The 19,908-nt window shown below is 58.2% G+C and carries 14 protein-coding genes and 3 pseudogenes; 9 read left to right on the top strand and 8 right to left on the bottom strand.

Annotation, left to right across the window (positions count from 1 at the left end; translation table 11 throughout):
• The 3 genes and pseudogenes from BLX89_RS24890 to BLX89_RS22960 form a co-directional block, all read left to right on the top strand.
• Positions 1–225 (top strand): annotated as a pseudogene (locus BLX89_RS24890) (hypothetical protein); the annotation flags it as partial.
• Positions 226–321: 96 nt separating this feature from the next.
• A complete protein-coding gene (locus BLX89_RS22965) occupies positions 322–1,488 on the top strand; it encodes an acyl-CoA dehydrogenase family protein (RefSeq protein WP_075293284.1) in 1,167 nt (388 codons plus the stop codon).
• A gap of 7 nt (positions 1,489–1,495) precedes the next feature.
• Positions 1,496–4,354: a PAS domain S-box protein gene (locus tag BLX89_RS22960; RefSeq protein WP_075293283.1), complete on the top strand. Its 2,859-nt coding sequence runs from the start codon at positions 1,496–1,498 to the stop codon at positions 4,352–4,354.
• Positions 4,355–4,807: 453 nt separating this feature from the next.
• Here BLX89_RS22960 and BLX89_RS22955 read toward each other — a convergent pair whose 3' ends face one another.
• Complete coding sequence (locus BLX89_RS22955) at positions 4,808–5,704, bottom strand: LysR family transcriptional regulator (protein WP_075293282.1); 897 nt, start codon at positions 5,702–5,704, stop codon at positions 4,808–4,810.
• 107 nt (positions 5,705–5,811) lie between these two features.
• Between BLX89_RS22955 and BLX89_RS22950 the strand changes: the two genes are divergently transcribed.
• Complete coding sequence (locus BLX89_RS22950) at positions 5,812–6,816, top strand: NADP-dependent oxidoreductase (protein ID WP_075293281.1); 1,005 nt, start codon at positions 5,812–5,814, stop codon at positions 6,814–6,816.
• On the opposite strand, the pseudogene tnpC reads toward BLX89_RS22950, so the two are convergent.
• The 3 genes and pseudogenes from tnpC to BLX89_RS24035 all read right to left on the bottom strand — a co-directional run bounded on the left by tnpC (position 6,811) and on the right by BLX89_RS24035 (position 9,253).
• Positions 6,811–8,427: pseudogene (tnpC, locus tag BLX89_RS22940) on the bottom strand (IS66 family transposase). The gene BLX89_RS22950 and the pseudogene tnpC overlap by 6 nt on opposite strands.
• Before the next feature lie 68 nt (positions 8,428–8,495).
• The gene (tnpB, locus tag BLX89_RS22935; RefSeq protein ID WP_075293280.1) at positions 8,496–8,819 is read right to left on the bottom strand and encodes an IS66 family insertion sequence element accessory protein TnpB; all 324 of its coding nucleotides are present in this window, start codon (positions 8,817–8,819) and stop codon (positions 8,496–8,498) included.
• Positions 8,759–9,253, bottom strand: coding sequence for a transposase (locus BLX89_RS24035; protein ID WP_143523737.1), 495 nt, complete (start codon positions 9,251–9,253; stop codon positions 8,759–8,761). Before BLX89_RS24035 ends, tnpB begins: the two co-directional genes overlap by 61 nt.
• 144 nt (positions 9,254–9,397) lie before the next feature.
• Between BLX89_RS24035 and BLX89_RS25225 the strand changes: the two genes are divergently transcribed.
• Entirely contained in the window at positions 9,398–10,048 is a 651-nt protein-coding gene (locus tag BLX89_RS25225; RefSeq protein ID WP_245292915.1) for a hypothetical protein, read from the top strand.
• Between the two features lie 51 nt (positions 10,049–10,099).
• Here BLX89_RS25225 and BLX89_RS25220 read toward each other — a convergent pair whose 3' ends face one another.
• The gene (locus BLX89_RS25220; protein ID WP_245292916.1) at positions 10,100–10,183 is read right to left on the bottom strand and encodes a LysR family transcriptional regulator; all 84 of its coding nucleotides are present in this window, start codon (positions 10,181–10,183) and stop codon (positions 10,100–10,102) included.
• Positions 10,184–10,391: 208 nt separating this feature from the next.
• Here BLX89_RS25220 and BLX89_RS22915 point away from each other — a divergent pair, with 208 nt between their 5' ends.
• Positions 10,392–12,527, top strand: coding sequence for an ATP-binding protein (locus BLX89_RS22915; protein WP_075293279.1), 2,136 nt, complete (start codon positions 10,392–10,394; stop codon positions 12,525–12,527).
• Between the two features lie 264 nt (positions 12,528–12,791).
• On the opposite strand, the pseudogene BLX89_RS24025 reads toward BLX89_RS22915, so the two are convergent.
• The 3 genes and pseudogenes from BLX89_RS24025 to BLX89_RS22895 form a co-directional block, all read right to left on the bottom strand.
• A pseudogene (locus tag BLX89_RS24025) lies at positions 12,792–13,839 on the bottom strand (IS630 family transposase).
• A gap of 160 nt (positions 13,840–13,999) precedes the next feature.
• Positions 14,000–14,374: a response regulator gene (locus tag BLX89_RS22900; protein ID WP_075293278.1), complete on the bottom strand. Its 375-nt coding sequence runs from the start codon at positions 14,372–14,374 to the stop codon at positions 14,000–14,002.
• On the bottom strand, positions 14,371–16,557 hold the full coding sequence (locus tag BLX89_RS22895) for a PAS domain-containing sensor histidine kinase (protein ID WP_075293277.1): 2,187 nt from the start codon (positions 16,555–16,557) through the stop codon (positions 14,371–14,373). Before BLX89_RS22895 ends, BLX89_RS22900 begins: the two co-directional genes overlap by 4 nt.
• 324 nt (positions 16,558–16,881) lie before the next feature.
• Between BLX89_RS22895 and BLX89_RS22890 the strand changes: the two genes are divergently transcribed.
• The 3 genes from BLX89_RS22890 to BLX89_RS22880 form a co-directional block, all read left to right on the top strand.
• On the top strand, positions 16,882–17,670 hold the full coding sequence (locus tag BLX89_RS22890; RefSeq protein WP_075293276.1) for an alpha/beta fold hydrolase: 789 nt from the start codon (positions 16,882–16,884) through the stop codon (positions 17,668–17,670).
• Positions 17,671–17,701: 31 nt separating this feature from the next.
• Positions 17,702–18,892, top strand: a complete 1,191-nt coding sequence (locus BLX89_RS22885) for a PAS domain-containing sensor histidine kinase (protein WP_075293275.1) — start codon at positions 17,702–17,704, stop codon at positions 18,890–18,892.
• Between the two features lie 680 nt (positions 18,893–19,572).
• On the top strand, positions 19,573–19,908 hold a 336-nt coding region (locus tag BLX89_RS22880), incomplete at its 3' end, for a transposase (RefSeq protein WP_143523738.1).

The following is a 19,908-nucleotide window of genomic DNA, read 5'->3' as shown; positions in this document are numbered from 1 at the left end:
TCTCAGCCAATTGATAGACCCGGATATCGCTTCGCAAACGAGGCCGATCCGGTGATGCCGCATACGTCAATGTGCATGGAACCTCGCGCTTACATTCTCGCCGCAGTGGTGGAAAAACAACTTGGCGGCAGGGTCGTTCGCGAACGGAGGGACGACGGGCTCGCATTGGCGATGAAATTGCCAGGCCTTGGGCGCGTCGGAACCGCCCTGTCTGCTCGTCCTTAAGCACGGGGACTTGCCTTTTCGGACTAGGGCAGATCAGGGTACTTCTTTTGACCCGAAGCAGCGCTATATCGGGTCAGTTGGACACCGAGGTAACGCATGCAAAGTTCAGGACTCGCGCCGGGCCTAATCGAACTCCAGACAACCGCGGCCAGTATCGCCCAGCAATATCTGGCTCCAGACGCCGAGCGAATTGATGGCGAATGCGTGTGGCCAGACAAGGGCATGACCGCGCTTGCCCGAGCAGGTCTGACCGGACTACACATGCCACGACGCGTTGGCGGCGCCGAAGAGGGTCTTCTTGCGCTGGCCGTGGTGACTGAAGAACTTGGAGCCGCGTGTAGTTCCACGGCCATGTGCTTTGGAATGCACAGCGTCGCTGCGAAGGTGCTGGCGGCTAAGGCGACACCAGATCAGGAAGAGCGGTTTCTCCTTCCCATCGCGCGCGGCGAGCACATCACCTCACTGGCACTCAGTGAGGCCTCCACGGGCGTGCACTTCTTCCTGCCCGGAAGCCATTTCCGCCCCGACGGCAACAGTTTTGTCATCTCCGGAGATAAAAGTTTCGTCACTAGCGGTGGTTACGCTGACTCCTATGTTGTTTCGGCGGTCACACCGGGTAGCGAGCTTGATCCCGGATCCTTCAGCTGTCTTGTGGTCGAAGCGAATGCTCCTGGTCTTGAGTGGCGCGAACCCTGGCAGGGTTACGGCATGCGCGGCAACAGCTCACGCCCCGTTTTTCTTAACGACGTCGTGGTTCCGAAATCCAACCTGCTCGGAGCCGAGGGTGACCAGATCTGGTATGTCTTCGAGGTCGTGGCGCCCTATTTCCTTATCGCTATGGCTGGCGTCTACCTCGGGATTTCGCGCGCAGCCCTTCAGCTTGCCATCGACCATCTTCGAACCCGGAGCCACAGTCATACAGGCGAAACCCTGAGCGAGGTGCCCGCACTTTGGCATCAGGTCGCGGAAGCATGGACGGACGTTGAGGCGACGCGCCAGCTCGTCCGTAGCGCTGCTTCGAACGCTGACGCAGGAGCTCCCGACGCGGCTTTGGGCCTGTTTGCCGCAAAGTCCAGGGTTGCCCAAACCGTTACCTCGGTTACGGAAACGGCGATGATCCTGATGGGCGGGCGAGGCTATGCCGACAAAAGCCGCATCACCAGGCTGCATCGCGATGCGCGGGCCGCGCACGTGATGGCTCCCACGACCCATCTGCTTCAAACCTGGCTCGGCAGATCGCTGCTCGGCCTGCCGTTGCTTTGAGAGCTTCATGACGATTATCGGTTATCTTGGCGATGAAGCTGGTGAAGCGACCGTCCGGCAGGCCACGCTTTTCGCGACTCTGACTGTTGACGTTCTGCCGGAGGGCATCCCTGCGAGTGCCTACGATGTCGTCATTATCGGTGCGTTGGATCCTGGTGCTTTGGGAACGGCGCGGCTGATTCTAGCGAGCCAGCCGCAAACGCAGATCATCTTTCTCGTTCCGCCGGACAGGCTGGATCGGTTCCGGGAGAGCTTGCCATTCATTCCAAGGCTTGCCGCGGCCTGGACGGTGGATGCCACTGTGCCGCCCAGAGCGCTCGCCGAGGTCATCATGAAGGCGGCAAAAACGGCCGGGCGCCGGAACTCTATGACTGCCCTTCGCAACCAGATCAATCAGCGGGTCACAATTAACCCCTCCGTAAGCGAGGCGCGACGGGCTGAAGAGGTACGGCTGCGCCAGCTGGCCCTTTCGCAAGTTTACCTCGCAACCCTGCTAGCGCAGGCACCGGATGCCTTCATCGCCCTGTCGCTCGACGGTCGTATCACAGCCTGGAACGATGCAGCGGAGCGGCTGTTCGGCAGGGAGGCCGCGTCCGCGATCGGGCAAACACCGTTCGACTACGTATCGGCGGAGGTGGCATTCGTGCTGAGGGACATCCTTCACCTTGGCGGCGAAGGAGAAAGCGGTTCTGGTCGCGAAGTGAACATCGCCCGGAAGGGGACCGAACGCTGGCTCGAACTGAGCTTCGCACCCATACGGGACCCGGAGGGAGTGGTGGTCGGCGTGTCGCTGACCGCGCATGACGTCACTGAACGAAAGAGTGGCGAACTCCGTCTCAGCCAAAGCGAACGCCGGCTGCGTACCCTTACGGAGACGCTTCCGCAGCTCGTATGGACTGCAAAGCCAGATGGTCTTTGCGATTATTTCAGCCCACAGTGGGTCGCGTTCACCGGGATCGCCGAGCAGGAGCAGCTCGGTTTGCGTTGGCTGGAGCTGGTGATCCACCCCGATGATCGGGAGCGTACCAGAGACCATTGGCTTGGGGCGTTGGAAGGACGGCATTCTTATGACATCGACTACCGGATCAGGCGAAACGATGGCCTCTACCGGTGGTTCAAGACACGCGGTACCCCGATACACAATGATGCTGGCGAGACGACCCAATGGTTCGGAACATGTACCGATATCGAGGAGATCGTAGAAGCGCGGGAATTGCTGCAAACGAACGCAGAGTTGCTGGAGCAGCGCGTACACGAAGAGACAGCCAAGCGCAGCGAAGCGGAGCGGGCATTGCGGCAGGCCCAGAAGATGGAGGCGATCGGTCAGCTGACGGGTGGTGTGGCCCATGACTTCAACAATCTGCTTCAGGTCGTCTCGGGCAATCTTCAGCTCCTGTCAAAGGATGTCGTGGGACTTCCTTCCGCGGCGAGAAGGATCGCCAACGCCCTTGCCGCAGTGCAGCGCGGCTCAAAGCTCGCAAGCCAGCTCCTGGCGTTCGGTCGCAAGCAGGCGCTCGATCCAAAGGTGGTCAACATCGGCCGCTTCGTTGCCGACATGGAAGACATGCTGCAGCGAACTCTTGGCGAAACCATAGAGATAGAGACCGTCCGCGGTGGTGGCCTCTGGAACACCCTGGTCGATCCGACGCAGGTCGAGAACGCGCTGCTCAACCTTCCTATTAACGCCCGCGACGCGATGGACGGCAGCGGCAAGCTGACGATCGAGGTCGGCAATGCCTTTTTGGACGACAGCTATGCGTCGGACCATCAGGAGGTAGCGGCGGGACAATACGTACTGGTAGCCGTGACCGACACCGGGTCGGGCATCCCGCTCGATATCATCGAAAAGGTGTTCGAACCGTTTTTTACCACGAAACCAATAGGCAAGGGCACTGGTCTTGGGCTTTCGATGGTCTATGGCTTCGTCAAGCAGTCCGGCGGACACATCAAGATCTATAGTGAAGTGGGGGAGGGGACGACGATCAAGCTCTATTTCCCCCGCTCGCTCGAAGAGGAGGACGCCCTGGTGGTCAATGACCACGGGCCTGTCGTGGGGGGCAGCGAAACCATTCTCGTCGCCGAAGATGACGAGCAGGTCCGCGCCACGGTCGTTGAGCTTTTAACCGACCTCGGATACAAGGTGCTGAAGGCCAAGGATGCCGCCTCTGCATTGACCGTCATCGAAAGCGGGATCCCCGTAGATCTCCTATTCACCGATGTAGTGATGCCAGGGCCGCTAAAATCGGCTGACCTTGCCCGCAAGGCGGTCGAACGAGTTCCGGATCTGGCTGTGTTGTTCACGTCGGGCTACACGGAAAATTCGATCGTCCATGGCGGCCGCCTCGATGCTGGAGTCGAGCTGTTGTCGAAGCCCTATGCGCGCGAAACGATGGCAAGAAAAATCCGCCACGTACTCAACAACAGGACGCAGCGCATGGAGGCAAGGCAGCGGCTAGCACAGACGTCGCCCGCCATTCCCGCTGTACGTCAGCTGCCCCGGGCGAAAATCTTGCTGGTCGAAGATGACATGCTTATCCGGATGTCGACCACCGATATGCTGGAAGACCTGGAGCAGGACGTCGAGGAGGTTGGATTAGCCGAGGAAGCAATTGCACTACTTGAGCGGCAGGATTTCGACGTCCTTATCACCGACATGGGTCTGCCGGGAATGTCAGGGGACGAATTCTGCGCGATTGTCAGAGAGAGATGGCCAGGGATCGCCATCGTATTTGCAACCGGCAGGAATGAAGGCCCGCTCCTCTCCGATATGGCGCGAACCGCGCTGCTTCTCAAACCGTTCGGGGTGGACGAGCTCAGGACAGCTTTGACATCACTCACTTTAGCGCCAGGGGCAAGGCAAGAATGAGACTTGACTGCTGACCCGCGGACCCGGGCCGGGATCGCAACCGATGTTCGACGAACCCGTCGCTGATTTGGAGCGTCAGCTTTGCCAATCCACTGAGTTGCACAAAGTTCCGATATCGGTGATGAAGTTGAGCGCATTACACTCGTCGTCGCTCCGGGTTAGGACTTGGCCGACGAGCAGCTGGCGGATATGGCCGTTACATCCAGCTGGATGCCCCGAGTTAGATGGTCTTACGGTTAAACGACGGTTTCCAGGCGCATTGGACAACAGCTCTCATCAAGATGCCCCACTAGAGTCTGTCAGCGCTACTCGGAATCGCGATGAGATTCCCTCGGGTTTGATTTTGTGATTCAAGATCATTGCTGGATTGTAAGCGCCGTGCCATTTGCACCTAGACAAGAATTCTTGTGACTGGTGCGGACAAAAGTAACCTGGGAAAAATGGCAAGAGGTCTCACCTGGTGCTTTTGCCGCTGAAGGCCTCCGCCAAGTAGTCAATAAACACCCTGACTTTACGTGGGGTGTGACGTCGCTGAGCGTAGAAAGCGAAGATCGGTTGCTCGATGGATTCATAATCCGGCAGCAGCCGCACAAGGCGTTTCTGCGCTATATCCTGGGCGACCATGAAATCACCCAAGAGGGAGTAACCCCCTCCGGCTAGGCAAGCGCTTCTCACGGCTCGCGCTGAGTTCATTGTCAGATGCTGCGGCACTTCGAAGTCAATGACCTTTCCTTGATGCGAAAACCTATGAACGCGCCCCCATTCCCCGCTGACCTGAGTCACGGATGGGCAAGCTCTGATCTCGTCCAAGGTTCTGGGTGTCCCATATTGCTCGCAAAACTGGGGTGTAGCGACGAATACGATTCTCTGCGTGAAAATCCTCTGCGCAATCAGGGATGAATCGTTCAATGGCCCTACCCGGATGGCGACATCGACGTGTTCACCAATCAGATCGACCAACCGATTGCCAAGGTCGATTGAGACATCGAGTTGCGGGAACCGTCTCACGAATTCCGGAACCGCTGGTGCCAGGCACTCATTGCCAAAGGCCGTTACGCAGGAGACGTGGAGTTGGCCGCGAGGGGTTTCGTGGCGTTCGCGGACCGCGCTCCGCATCACATCAAGCTCCTCCAGGAGGCCGGTGCTCTTCTGCACGAACTCAACCCCTGCATCTGTCAAATTGATCTGCCGGGTGGTCCGATTGAACAGACGGACGCCGAGATCGGCCTCCAAGTCTGCCACGATGCGGCTGACCGACGCAGCCGAAAGGCGCAGGTCCCGGCTCGCGGAAGAGAAGCTATTGTGCCTGGCGACTGCCACCGCCACCTTCATGGCCTCGATCATATCCATGCGCCATTCTTCCGAAATTCAAAACAATGTCTCTCACCCATCGCCCATTAACACGGAAATCGGACTCATGCATCAATGCGACGAACGCCCAATGTGAGGAGATCGACATGTCCACGAATCCTAGCTGGATACTTCGGAGCTACCCTTCCGCTATGCCTTCCGTTGAGAACTGGAGCCTGGAGGAACGTCCAATTCCCGAGGCTGCGGATGGTGAGCTGCTGGTGAAAACTTTGTGGCTCTCCGTCGATCCCTATATGCGCGGTCGGATTAGCCCGGCAAAGAATTACGCAACTGGTTTTAAAATTGGTGATCTGATGTGCGGCGGCGGAATTGGTGAGGTCGTTACGTCGGAGTCACCAGACTTCAAGCCAGGCGACATCGTGACGAGTGATCATTTTGGTTGGCAGCAGTTTAGCGTCATTCTGGCCGCCTCTGCCAAAGCGGTGACAACTACAGCCGCTCCAGTTCAATCGGCGCTGAGCTATCTTGGCATGCCCGGCCTCACCGCTTATTTTGCCCTTCTCAGAACAGCTAATCCGAAGGTGGGGGAAACGGTGCTGATCTCTGCCGCTTCCGGAGCTGTAGGGCAGATTGCGGGACAGATCGCGCGGATCAAAGGGTTCGACCCGGTCGCAGTTGCAGGCTCGGACGAGAAGCTGGAATGGAGCAGAGAGCTTGGATATCGAACCGGTGTCAATCATCGAAGTTCTTCTGATCTCGTGGCAGATGTCGCGACCGCATGCCCTAACGGCGTCGATGTCTTTATCGACAACACCGCCGGGCCGACCCACGACGCCGCAATGTTAAACCTCAACACCTTTGGCAGGGTCGTGGTCGTCGGGACCATTGCCTTGGCAGATCGGTTTGACCAGCCCGATATCGGTCTCAGGCATCTCAGAAGGACGATGATCACCCGCGCACGGATAGAAGGGTTCTTGCTTGATGACCACGAGGGAGAATACGAAATCGCGATTGCCGATCTGCTGTCATGGTACAAACAGGGACTGCTTCAGACACGGGAAGATGTCGCGGAAGGGATTGAGACCGTGCCCCACGCTTTCGTTCGGATGTTGAAGGGAGAGAACTTCGGCAAGCAACTGGTCAAGCTATGATGCTCTAACCGAGGATTTATTCGATTCGGCCCAACTGCGGTTTTTGTGCACGCGTTGCTCAAGCGCCCAGTTCCAGGGCAGCAGCTTATCGATCCGGCTCTGCATATGGCCGTTGACGATGGCGCTAAGCGTGGTGGTCAGGTAGGCCTGCGGATCGACGGAGTTGAGCTTGCAGGTCTAGATCAGCGAAGCGATGGCCGCCCAATTCTCCGCTCCGGTATCGTGGCCCGCGAAGAGTGAATTCCTGCTATTGAGTGCTATCGGCCGGATGGTTCTCTCAACGCTGTTGTTGTCGATCTCAATGCGGCCGTCGTTGAGGAATAGCTTCAGGCCGTCCCAGTATTTGGCGATATAGGCCAGAGCTTCGCCGAGTGGGGACTTGGCCGCAACATGGGCGCGGTGATGGACGAGCCAAGCATGCATGTCGCACACAAGTCGCGCTGACCGTTCCTGTCGCCCCGCAATGCGAGCCTCTGGATTGAGGCCACGCAGTTCGGCCTCTATGCGATACAGTTCACCGATCCGTTTGACGCCGTCCTCGGCAATGGGTGCTGAGCCGTTGCGGGTGATCTCCACCAGCTTGCGACGAGCGTGCGCCCAACAATACGCAAGCCGAATGTCCAGGCCAATCCTGTCTGGCCCGATCAGCCTGTTATATCCGGCATAGCCATCGACCTGCAGGACGCCGGAGAAGCCCTGCAATATCCGTTCGGCATGAATGCCCCCGCGACCAGGCGAATAGGTGAAGGCCACGCCCGGCGGAGAGCCGCCGCCCCACGGCCGATCATCCCGCGCCAGCGCCCAGAAGTACCCTGTCTTCGTCTTGCGCGAGCCAGGATCGAGAACCGGAGCACTGGTCTCGTCCATGAACAGCTTGGTCGAGCGCTTCAGGTCGGCAATCAGGGCGTCGAAGACGGGGCGCAATTCGAAAGCTGCGCGGCCGACCCAATCGGCAAGGGTGGAGCGGTCGAGATCAATGCCTTGGCGGCCAATGATCTGGGCCTGTCGGTAGAGCGGAAGGTGATCCGCATATTTGGAAACCAGCACATGGGCGACGGTCGCTTCCGTCGGCAGGCCCGCCTGGATCAGCTGAGCGGGAGCCGGAGCTTGAACGACGCCGTCGGTACAGGCACGGCACGCATATTTGGGGCGAGGGGTGACGATGACGCGGAACTGCGCCGGGACGACGTCCAACCGCTCGGAGACATCCTCGCCGATACAATGCAGACAACCGCCGCAGGCACAGATCAGGCTTTCCGGCTCGATCACCTCTTCGACACGGGGGAGATGCTTTGGAAGGGAGCCGCGCTTGATTGCGCGTGGTTTGGTGACCCTGCTCCCGACAGGAGTGTCCGCCTCATCCTCGGCATGGATCACTGCCATGACCGTTTCCAGGTCTTCCAGTGCCAGATCGAATTGGTCGGCATCACTCTTCTCGGGCTTGCGCCCGAAGGCCGCCTGCTTGAAGGCCGCGACCAGCTTCTCCAGCCGCTCGATCCGCTCATCCTTGCGGACGATCTGGACGTCTTTGGCCGCCTCGCGTGCTTGCGCCGCAATCAGCATCGCCTTCAGGGCGGTAACGTCATCGGGAAGATCGGCGGTATCAAGCATGGCCAGAACCTACCAAAATCCCGCTCGTTTTGCCTTTGGAATCTGTTACCCGAGTCATCGTGCCGCAGCTATTCGATAGCCTTCGGCGATCTCGTCCGGACGGCATGAACCCGCCGCCAATCAAGGCCTGAGAACAGGGCTTCGAACTGCGCGTGGGTCAGCGTCATCAGGCCATCCTTGATGCCGGGCCAAGTGAAGCTGTGCTCCTCCAGCCTCTTGTAGGCCAGCACAATCCCGCTGCCATCCCAGTAGATTAGCTTCAGCCGATCCGCCTTGCGCGACCGAAACACAAAGACCGTTCCGGTGAACGGGTCCTTGTGCAGCTCGTTCCTCACCAGCGCGGCCAATCCGTCATGACCTTTACGGAAGTCGACCGGCTTGGTTGCCACCATGATCCGCACGCGGTTCGATGGAAAGATCGTGTCGTCGCCACCAAGGCACGCGCGATGGCGGCGATCCGGGCAGCAGACGCACCTTCCTCAAGACGGATCGTGACAGGGCCCACGACAATCTCGGCGCGACCAACCGCTTTAGGCGGCGGTTCCAAAACAGGTGGATCGACGATCACCGCCGCGAACTCTACCGCATCCTCCGGTGCTGGAAGGATCAACTTGCCCTGCCGCGCCATCGTCCGCCAGGTGGAAAGGCTGTTCGCCCGCAATCCATAGCGCTGCGCAACTTCATTGACCGTCGTGCCACGCCTCAGGCTTTCCGAAACGATCTTCGCTTTGACCTCGTCCGGCCATTGACGATGAACCTCACGCACAGGCTTCCTGGTTGTGAGAAACTCCAATGTACTCTCCATGGAGAAACTCCCGTTCTTCATCCATGGAAAGCCGATCACAGATCAGGCGGTAAAGGGCAACGTGGGAGTGGAACAGCGGTTACGCTGGATTGGAGGCCAGCAATGATGGTGCGACCTCTTTCTCTTGATTTGCGAACGCGCATTGCGGCAGCTTTGAACGATGGCATGACGGTTCGTGCCGCAGCGGAGCGTTTCGGGATATCGGCTGCAACCGCGGTCCGTATTGGGCAACTCGATCGGTCCGGCCGAGGTTTGATGCCGGCAAAGATCGGCGGGTATGTCAAACCGACACTGAGGGGCGCTGCGACCGATGCCGTGCGTCAGCGGCTGCAGGTCAAGTCCGACTGGACGGTGCGTGCGCTGTCGGCGGAGCTGAAGTCTGCGGGGATCAACGTGTCTCACGACACCGTCTGGCGCTTCCTGCGCAGCGAGGGCAAGACCTTCAAAAAAAACGCTGATGGCAAGCGAGCAGGATCGTCCGAAGGTGGCCGGTTCCGGATGCGATGGAAGACCCATCAACATCGGCTTGATCCGGACCGTCTCGTCTTCATCGACGAAACCTGGGTCAAGACCAACATGACGCGCACCTGCGGCTGGTGTCAGCGCGGAGAGCCTATTAGCCCGATTGGCCGTAATATCGGGGGTTCGCCAACGGCGCTGAGACGATCGGAACTGCAATGTCTATCAACTCGATCGAGGGAATACCGACACGGCGAGATCGTGAATGACACAAGAGACGAGATCGCGTCTATGAAATTATCTGCGCCACGAACCAGATTGCGCCTGCTTCGAGAATCTGTAGTCCGTGGCCGTTGAGCGCGATAGGGCCGGTCAAGAGATCGAACAGTTCTCCATTAGCCTCCGATTTCAGGCGTGCATCTGCTGGCTCACCGCCGGTTGGGTCAAAGCTACGGCCTCGGCCGCCTTTGCGAATGTTGTGTGCTCAGCTATCGCGACGAAGCTTTTTAAGGTGCATATTATCCACGCCCACGCCTAAAATTAGGTTTTCCTGTTGATCGAAGGCAGCGAGGTGGGTCGGCCCAAATGCATGTATGCTTCAGCGTTTACTGGGGTCACCTGCCGTTCACAAGAGCAAGGTCAGGAACAACCGTCACCTCTTCTGCGTTTGTGGGCGGTTTGGTTGACTTGAGGAATGCATATGGATTTCGAGCCGCATTTGAATGATCCGACGCATCGGCTCGAGGCGATCGTGAACAACACAACGATGGCCCTATTCGTCATGGATGAGCGCCAACACTGCGTCTTTGCAAATCCAGCTGCCGAGCAGCTTACTGGTTTCAACCGAGATGAGCTACTAGGTCGGCCGCTTCACGATGTCATTCACCACAAGCATCCCGACGGCCGCCATTATCCCCTCGAAGAATGCCCGATCGACAGAGCTTTCCCTGAAAGGGCGCAGATGCAAGGGGAAGAGGTGTTTGTTCACAAGGATGGCACGTTTTACCCCGTGGCCTACACGGCTAGCCCGATCCTGGACCGCAGCGGCAAGCCAATCGGAACAGTGATCGAGGTGCGGCCCATCGCCGAGGAGCAAGAGCAGCGCCGCACTCTCGAGACGCTTAACCAAATCGGGCAGGCGCTGACAGCGGAAGTCGACCTGGAGCGAATTGTTCAGATGGTCACCGATGCTGGCGTAACGCTCACGGGTGCGCGATTTGGGGCTTTCTTCTACAACGTTTTGGCTGAGGATGGAGGCAAGTACCTTTTGTACACGCTTTCGGGCGCTGAGCGATCGCAGTTCGAAAGCTTCGGCAATCCTCGTGCTACCAAAGTATTCGCGCCGACTTTCATGGGCGAAGGAGTGATACGATCAGACGATATCTTGCTCGACGGTCGGTACGGGAAAAGCGCTCCCCATCATGGTATGCCTGAGGGACACCTACCGGTTCGAAGTTATCTCGCCGTTCCCGTCCAGTCGCGCTCGGGAGAAGTGATCGGGGGTTTGTTCTTTGGGCATCCGGAACCCACTCAATTCAAACAGAGCCACGAAGACCTGATGGTTGGCATTGCTGCCCACGCTGCGATAGCTGTGGACAATGCACGACTTTATAAGGAGCTGAAAAAGCTGAACGGCTCCCTTGAAGAGCGCATTCAAGAAGCCATCAAAGAGCGAGCTCATGCCGAGGAGACCTTGAGGCAGGCTCAAAAGATGGAAGCCGTCGGGCAACTCACGGGCGGCATTGCCCACGACTTCAACAACCTGCTCGCTGGCATTACAGGGAGTCTCGAGGTGATTGATCGGAGATTGAAGCAAGGCAAGGCGGAGGGTCTAGACCGCTTCATTGCTGGCGCCCAGACCTCTGCCCAACGCGCGGCCGCATTGACCCAGCGCTTGCTGGCTTTTTCGCGCCGTCAAACGCTCGACCCCAAGCCCACAGATGTTAACCGGCTTGTCGTCGGAATGGAGGAATTGATCAGACGCACGGTAGGCCCATCCATCGCCGTCGAAGTGGTAGGCGCGGCTGGTCTTTGGGCCACAAAGGTCGACGTTTCTCAGCTCGAAAACGCCTTGCTGAATGTGGCGATAAATGCGCGCGACGCAATGCCCCAGGGCGGCCGCATCACTATTGAGACAGCCAACACGTGGATGGATGGGAGCGCGGGGGCTGAACGGGATCTGGCACCAGGCCAATACATCTCGATCTGCGTCAGTGACACGGGAACTGGTATCCCCAGAGACATCGTCGACCGTGTCTTTGACCCATTCTTTACGACCAAACCGATCGGCCAGGGTACGGGGCTTGGCCTGTCAATGATCCACGGTTTTGTGCGTCAATCCGGAGGGCAGGTTCAAATTCATACAGAAGAGGGGCAAGGCACGACTATGAGCCTCTACTTGCCACGTTACATGGGAGTTATGGAGCAGGAATTGACCGATCAACCTGCCTCCATACAAGAACTTGGCGCGGGCGAGACCGTTCTTGTCATTGATGACGAGCCAACCGTGCGTATGCTTATCGTCGAGGTTTTGCAGGAAGCCGGCTATACCTCAATCGAGGCGGAAGACGGTCCATCAGGCATGAAGATACTTTCGACAGATGCCCGCATTGATCTGCTTATCACCGATGTCGGTCTCCCTGGCGGCATGAACGGTCGTCAGGTGGCGGACGCTGCAAGAAGGTATCGTCCAGACCTTAAAGTGCTCTTCATTACGGGGTTTGCTGAGAATGCCGCCATTGGGAACGGCCACCTTGAACCGGGGATGAAAGTGATCACGAAGCCTTTCGTGATGGCGGAACTCGCAGATAAAGTTATCGAAATGATCGAACGCTGACTGCGCCTGTCAGAGCGTTGGCGTAGCCACATCGTACTCATAGGGGAAATGAAAGACCGTGTTTGGTGCCTCTCTTTGGCCCTACGATCAGCGAGCCTGCGCCTCGGTGTAGGGTCGCGGGATCGCGATCCGACCATGGTGATGTTGATGGCCAAACCGTCGAGCCGGGGTCTGCGCGACTGGCAGAAAACCGCGATGGATGGTGATATGGGCGAGGTTCGGGATCTGTGTGCAGGAGCGAAGGCTAATACGCACCCTCATTGATCAGAACCCACTTGCCCATTCTCGTCGCCCGATGGACATGACGCGCCATGGTTGGTCTTCGAGCTTTCGCCAGGCATCGCAGCAATGGTCGACGATGTCGTCGTAGGATTTGAAGACGCGGTTTGAGAGCCAGTTGTCGCGCATGAACTGCCAGAGGTTTTCGACCGGGTTGAGTTCGGGCGACTTCGGCGGCAATGGGAGGATGGTGATGTTCTCGGGCACAATGAGAGTGTTGGACATGTGCTACCCTGCATGAGGATAGCATGCGCATCATGGACCACATGACGCGATATCTCGGCGAGATGCTGGGTCATGGCGTGGGTGTCGCACCATGGCATTACGAGTGCTGCCGCCTTGCCAAACTTGGGGCAGATCGCGCCGAAGATGTAGGCTGATCGAGTTCGCTGGTCGTGCGGCGCGGAAGGCCTTGAACCCCGCTTTGCCCAGCTACGGGTGATCTTGTTCTTCTGACCGATCCGGGCCTCGTCCTGAAACCAGATCTCTATTCGCTTCCTTTCAGCGGCTCCGCTTGCGATTTCCGCCACTGCGGCGGGAAACTTTTTTAAATTCCTCAATGGCTTGAGGGTCCTGTTCATGATGTTTCGGTCGCGCAGCCAGCTTGCGATAACCCAGGGCACGCACCTCCCGGCTCAGCGTCTGTTCGCTCACCGAGACACGAAACTCTTCCCAGAGCCATTGAGCCAAATCACATAACCGCCACCGCACGACCCCGTCGAGATAGGGCGTCGGACCCCGTTCAATGGCCTTTGCCAGTGCGGCCCGCTGAACACCATTCAACCGTGACCGGGGTCCTGGAGCCTTACCATCGACCAGCCCGTCGGGCCATGGCATTGAACCGCAAGACCCAGTCGCGCACGATCTGCAGCGTCACATTGCCCAGTCGCGCCGCATCCGAGCGTGAGCCTCCATCATAGATGGCGGCAAGTGCCAAAAGACGACGCGCCTGAGCCGCATGCTTGCTTTGGCGGGCCAGACGCCGAAGAACTTCCGCGTCAAAATCTGCACGTAATGAAATCGCTGCTCCCATGGAAAACCTCCAGTTTGCACCAGAGATTCAGATTCATCGCCTTTTGGGAAGACTGAGAGTCAAACTCAGTGAGAAGGCGTATAAATAGATGTAGGAAGTGTCGCCTACCCGTCGAGAGTACAGGGAGACGATGCGTGTTTCGTCTGCGGGCGGCCAGAGGTTACCTTCGCGGAGGTAGACCAAGAGCAACTGCCAGCTTTTCCTCGAGCGCTTTGGCAGAGAAGGGTTTGCCTAAAACCGGACATTCGGAGAACTCAACAGGCAGTCCGCTCGCACCATAACCTGTACTGAACATAAACGGCACCCTGCGCTCCTGTAGGATGTGGGCAACAGGAAAGCTGCGCTCCCCGCCGAGGTTAACGTCAAGAACAGCCAGATCAATCTGCGCGGTTGCGGCGATCCCACAGGCTTCCTTCAGTCCGGCAACCGAAGCAACGATTTCGCAGCCGAGCTCCTGAAGCATATCCTCGATCAGCAGGGCAACGAAACCCTCGTCCTCGACGATGAGAACCCTGGTGCCGCTAAATTCACTCATGCAGAAACGAGCCCAGGCGCAAAAGACATGCGGCACACCACTCCTGAAGGTTCGAAAATAAGGTCGAATTCGCCACCGAGATCCCGCTCGATACACCGTTCCATCAACTTGCTACCCGTGCCGCGACGTGCGGGCGGCACAACCGGCGGACCACCCCGCTCGCGCCACTCGAGGATCATCCTCGGTTTCAGGTCCGAACCCTCTTCCAGGCGCCACGTGAGCGAAAGGCTGCCAGCCTCTGAGGACAGAGCTCCGTATTTCACAGCATTGGTGGCGAGTTCATTGAGTACCATCGTGAGGCTCAGCGCCCGGCGAGAATCGAGATCAACGAGAGGGCCGTTGATTTCAACCTGCGGTGCTGCGCTGCCTATCATCGCAGTCAACACTTCGCGTGTCAGCGCTTCCAATGAAGCACCCTCCCAGTGACGTCTCGTCAGCAAATCATGAGCGCGCGATAGAGCAAGCAGCCTTGCCTCGAATCGATCGGAAAAATCTTCCAGGCTGTCAGCATGTCGCGCTGTCTGGCCAGCCAGAGACTGCACCGTCGCAAGCGTGTTCTTCACCCGATGATTGAGCTCGTCGATCAGGATTTTCTGTCTGTTCTCCGCCTGCTTGCGCTCTGTTATGTCCACCAACATGTTGATTGCGCCGATGAGCTTACCTTCGGCGTCATAGAGAGGCGTGGGGAAGGGAATGAAGGGAATGCGGGTGCCGTCCGGCCTCTCGGCAATCGCCTCCGCGCCCCGAACGGCACGATTTTCCTTCAACGCAACAGCCATAGGGCATTGGTCGTGGGGAAGCGGCGTGCCGTCGGTATTGTAAAGACGCCAGGTGACGCACCACATGTCGCCAACTTCCGGCGTTCTGCCCGACATCTCCACGGCAGCGGCATTGAAGAAGGTGATGCGACCTGTCGCGTCAGTCGTATAAACCGCCGCCGGCAGCGCCTCCAGCAGATCGCGCAGGTGCTGTTCGCTCTCGCGTATCCGGTCCTCCATCTGCTTGGTGGTAGTAACATCCTGGAGTACCCGTACCCCGTAGCGGAAGCCTCCGGCTGCATCCAGAACGGACGAGCTGTAAACATCCAGATAGACCGTAGTGCCATCGGGCCTCATCGCCCGTTTACGTACGGCATAATTGTCGATTTCGCCGGCGATCTGACGCGCATAAAGAGCGCCATCCTCAAGTTGGTCCTCTTCTTGTGTGTAGTCGAAGAAGGTCATGTTGAGCAGCTCCTCGCGGGAGCGTGCCAACATCCGGCAGAGAGTGTCGTTGACGCGCAGCAAACGGCCGTCTTTGTCGGCTTCCGCAATCCCGATCGTGGCTGCGTCATAGGTTGCGGCCAGCCGCTCGTCGCTTTCATGGCGGGCAGTCTCGGCCTCACGAAGATCGGTTACATCAGTCGTAAAACAACGCGTGCTGATAAACTTCTCGTCCTTAAACCGGCTGTTGGACGTAATCAGCACCTGCTTGATGGACCCGTCCTTGGCACGCAGACGGGCGGAATACCGGTCGAGTTTTTCGCCGCAGGCAAGCTTGTGGAGGATGTCGCCGATGACCGGTGCGTCCACATGGAACTCGACGATATGGCGGCCCACATATTCCTCAGCGGTATACCCAAGAAGCGCAAGCTCGGCCTTGTTGGCACGCTGGATAATGCCGTCACCGCCGACGATATGCAGGCCGATCGCGCTATTTTCGAAGAAATCCTCAAGATCGGCGTTCTTCTGCTGGATCGTTTCTTCCAGCTCCTTATGGCCGGAGATATCCTGGAAGCAGTTGATAGCGCCCTGGATTCTGCCTTCATGGTCCTTCAGGGCCCGGATATTCACGAGGGCCGTAAAGCGCGAACCATCGGGCCGTTCCATGACAACCTCGGCATTCCGCGTCGGCGTGCCGGCGAAGATTGCCGTTGCCATGGGACAGTCGTCATGCGCAAGCAGCGTGCCATCGGGGAGGAAGAGGGCATGAGACCCGCAGAAGCGAGGACGCTTGTTGTCGACGGGGGGAGTTCGCCCCCACAGCTCCGCCGCCTCGGAATTGTACCGGATGAGCCAGCCGTCGTGGTCGCACAGATAAACCGCGCCCGGGATGGCTTCGAGAACACTAGGAGCAGCTGCGGTGAGCGCCTCGAACTCGGTCAGCCGTGGCGCCGGGGCAGGAAACTTCTCAATATTGGGCATGCAATCTATCCCCTCAGGCCGCTGCGGAAACAGATGGCCAACCACACCTACATCCAATTTCGCACCATGCGTCTGACACTCCCTTGGAGCGTAACCATACCAAACCCAACACTCCAACCATAGTTCCACGTGCCTAGACGGCGACAGCGCGAACCATCCGACTGCTTCGCATAAATATACCTTGGGAGTTTTTAATTGCCTATCGGGTTCGGCCAAAGGGACAAGGCACTCGACGGCTGCCGAAAATGTTCCTATGTTCCACTGCATGCGGCGTCAGAAAGCACACGAGGGGCGGCTGGAGCCTGCATCGATGTCGGAGGGATCATGTCGGTTATCGCGAGGAATAATGTCACCGTGCGGGGCGAAGGGCGGCCCGCCATGGTCTTTGCACACGGCTTCGGCTGCGACCAGAACATGTGGCGGCATGTCACGCCGGCCTTCGAGCAGGACTACAAGGTCGTCCTCTTCGACCATGTCGGCTGTGGCAAGTCCGACCTTGCCGCCTATGACCATGTTAGGTACTCCAGCCTTGCCGGTTATGCGGCTGATGTCATCGAGATAGGTCAGGCCCTGGATATCAAAGGTGGCATATTTGTCGCTCACTCCGTCAGCGCTATGATCGGCATTCTCGCTGCTGCCGACGCACCAGACCTCTTCAGCGAGCTGGTCCTGATTGGCCCATCGCCCCGTTATATCAACGACCAAGGTTACGAGGGCGGGTTCACGCGAGAACAGATCGAGGAACTGCTGGAATTTCTGGACGATAATCACATGGGATGGTCCGCCGCGATGGGGCCGGTGATCATGGGCAACCCGGATCGCCCCGAACTCAGCGACGAGCTTGTGAACAGTTTTTGCCGTACCGATCCGGATATTGCCAAGGCGTTCGCGCGCGTCACCTTTTTGTCCGACAACAGAGCAGATCTTCCACGCTGCCAGGCCCGGGCGCTGGTGATTCAATGCAAGCAGGATGTCATCGCCCAGCAGGGCGTCGGGGAATATGTACGGGATCACTTGCCACGGGGGGAGATGATCATCATCGACGCAACAGGGCATTGTCCGAACCTGAGCGCTCCTGCCCAAGTCATCTCCGCGATCAAAGCCTTTGTGTAAGGCGGAGGCTCAAACAGGACTGGAGGGCATCATGGAGGATCTTGAAGACCTCTACGAGAATGCCCCATGTGGCTACCTCTCTCTGGCCGCTGATGGCGTGATTGTCAAAGCCAACCGAACGCTTGCCGGATGGCTTGGGATGCAGAGCTTCGACCTCCTCGGAAAGCGGTTCTACGATCTGCTCAACGTTCCGGGGAAGATTTTTTACGAGACCCATTTTGCACCCCTGTTGCGAATGCAGGGGCACTTCAATGAAGTCGCCCTGGATCTAGTCGGCCCGGATGGACGAAAGCTCCCCGTTTTGGCGAATGCAGCCGAACGCCGTTCGAGCAACGGAGGTGTTCAGTTCACGCGCATAACACTATTTCAAGCAGGGGATCGGCGCCGCTATGAGCGGGAACTTGTGGATGCGAAGAACACGGCGGATCGAGCCCGCAAGGAACTGGAGGAGCTGAACAAAAGCCTGGAAGAGCGCATTGCTGTAGGGGTCGCCGAGCGGCTTCAGCTGGAGCAGGGGCTACTGGCGGAAAAGGAGGTGGCGCGCTTGAGGGAGCAGTTCGTCGCAATTCTGGGCCATGATCTGCGCAATCCGCTCGCGTCAATCAAAGGAGGCCTTCATATCCTGTTACGGGAGCTTCAGTCCGAGAAGGACCGGCGCGTCCTGATGATGATGAGCCAAAGCACAGAGCGAATGTCCGGCCTGATACAGGACATGCTCGATCTCGCGCGATGTAGGGCTGGCCAAGGCATTGCTATCGACCCGAGGCTAACCGACGTGCGGGCCGTGCTTGAGCAAGTTGTTCAGGAATTACAGACCGCACATCCCGGGCGAGTCATCCAGAGCGCGCTTGATATCGCGGAGGAGGTGCGTTGCGACGGTGGCCGCGTCGCGCAGCTGGTATCCAACCTCCTCGGTAACGCGTTGGCGCATGGGGCTCCTAACCGACCGGTGAAGGTCGTCGCCTCCCAGGGGGCGAACGACGTCGTGATAACGGTTGCGAATGAGGGCAAGCCGATCCCCGAGCACGTAAAGGACCACCTGTTCGAGCCTTTTTTCCGCGCCACAAGTTCTGCGGAGAAGCAGGGGCTTGGCCTCGGTCTTTTTATCTGCAGTGAGATTGCTCGTAGCCATGGCGGTAGCCTCGAGGTCCAGTCCGACGAAGACCACACCGCATTTCTGTTCCGAATGCCGGTCCTCGGGGACGCCAGCGCTACTCGCTAGAACCTCGCGCCCGAAAGAGGCGGCAAAAATTTTTTGGACTGCAATAAGATTCGAGTTCGGCTATCGCGAGCATATTTGGGGCACGGCATCAGTCCAACGCTCGCCATATTGTCCGGGCTTTGTCAATAAATGGTCTATGCTCCATCCGACTTCGGCCGGTGCTCGTGCCATTTCTGCTTCCGGAAAGCATGACCGTCAGGCACGGCCGAGTGACCACCGCGTGAAGAACCTCTTTGTGATCACTTCCAGCACCATCAAGCTGCAGGCGCGTACCGCCGGGACGGTGCTGGATCTGCCCAGCGCCTAAAAGACAGGTTGCTCGCGCTGTTGCGCGCCCATGAGATGACCCTGCCGACCTTACCGGCGTCGATGCGTTCGTCGAACAACCAGCGACGTTTTGTCAGCTATTGTCCAGTATTTGTGCCCTATGGTGGCGAAGGTGGCTGCAGATGTTAACTGCCACGACGTGTAGGTCAGCGCCGAAAGATCACAAACCTGGCACTGTTTTTCCATCAGTCTAGTACCAACGCCGCCAACTACGGCTGTCTTTCCGTCCCCAAAGAAACTGGAGATTACAGTGTCGCCGCATAACGACCTGTTACCGTGGCCTAGCACTACTTTGGCAGATTGAGGCAAGGCTGGTTTGAGATGATTTGTGCTCTCTTGTTTGGGGGCGCAACATTGCAGATTGGGATACGGAGCTTTCAGCATTTTTGCAGCCATTTCTGGACAAGCTCGGACACAAGAAGCGGCGACAGATATGCCCTCTTTACGTCTCCGGGCTCATTGGCCCCGGTGACCGCAAGAGTATCGAGCCGATGGCGGAACGGTTTGCTCCAGGCCAGTATGACCGCTTGCACCATTTCATTTCCGATGGCCTTTGGGATGCAGCGCCTCTTGAGGCTGAGCTCGCGCGGCAGGCGGACAGGATCGTTGGTGCATCCAGTGCATTTCTGGTGATCGATGATACCGGTCTGCCGAAGAAGGGCGATCACTCGGTGGGTGTCGCGCCGCAA

Origin of the sequence: Pararhizobium arenae, assembly GCF_001931685.1 — a bacterium.
Lineage (GTDB): Bacteria > Pseudomonadota > Alphaproteobacteria > Rhizobiales > Rhizobiaceae > Pararhizobium > Pararhizobium arenae.
The sequence above is the reverse complement of the archived record's forward strand: the minus strand, read 5'-3'. Positions and strand labels throughout refer to the sequence as shown.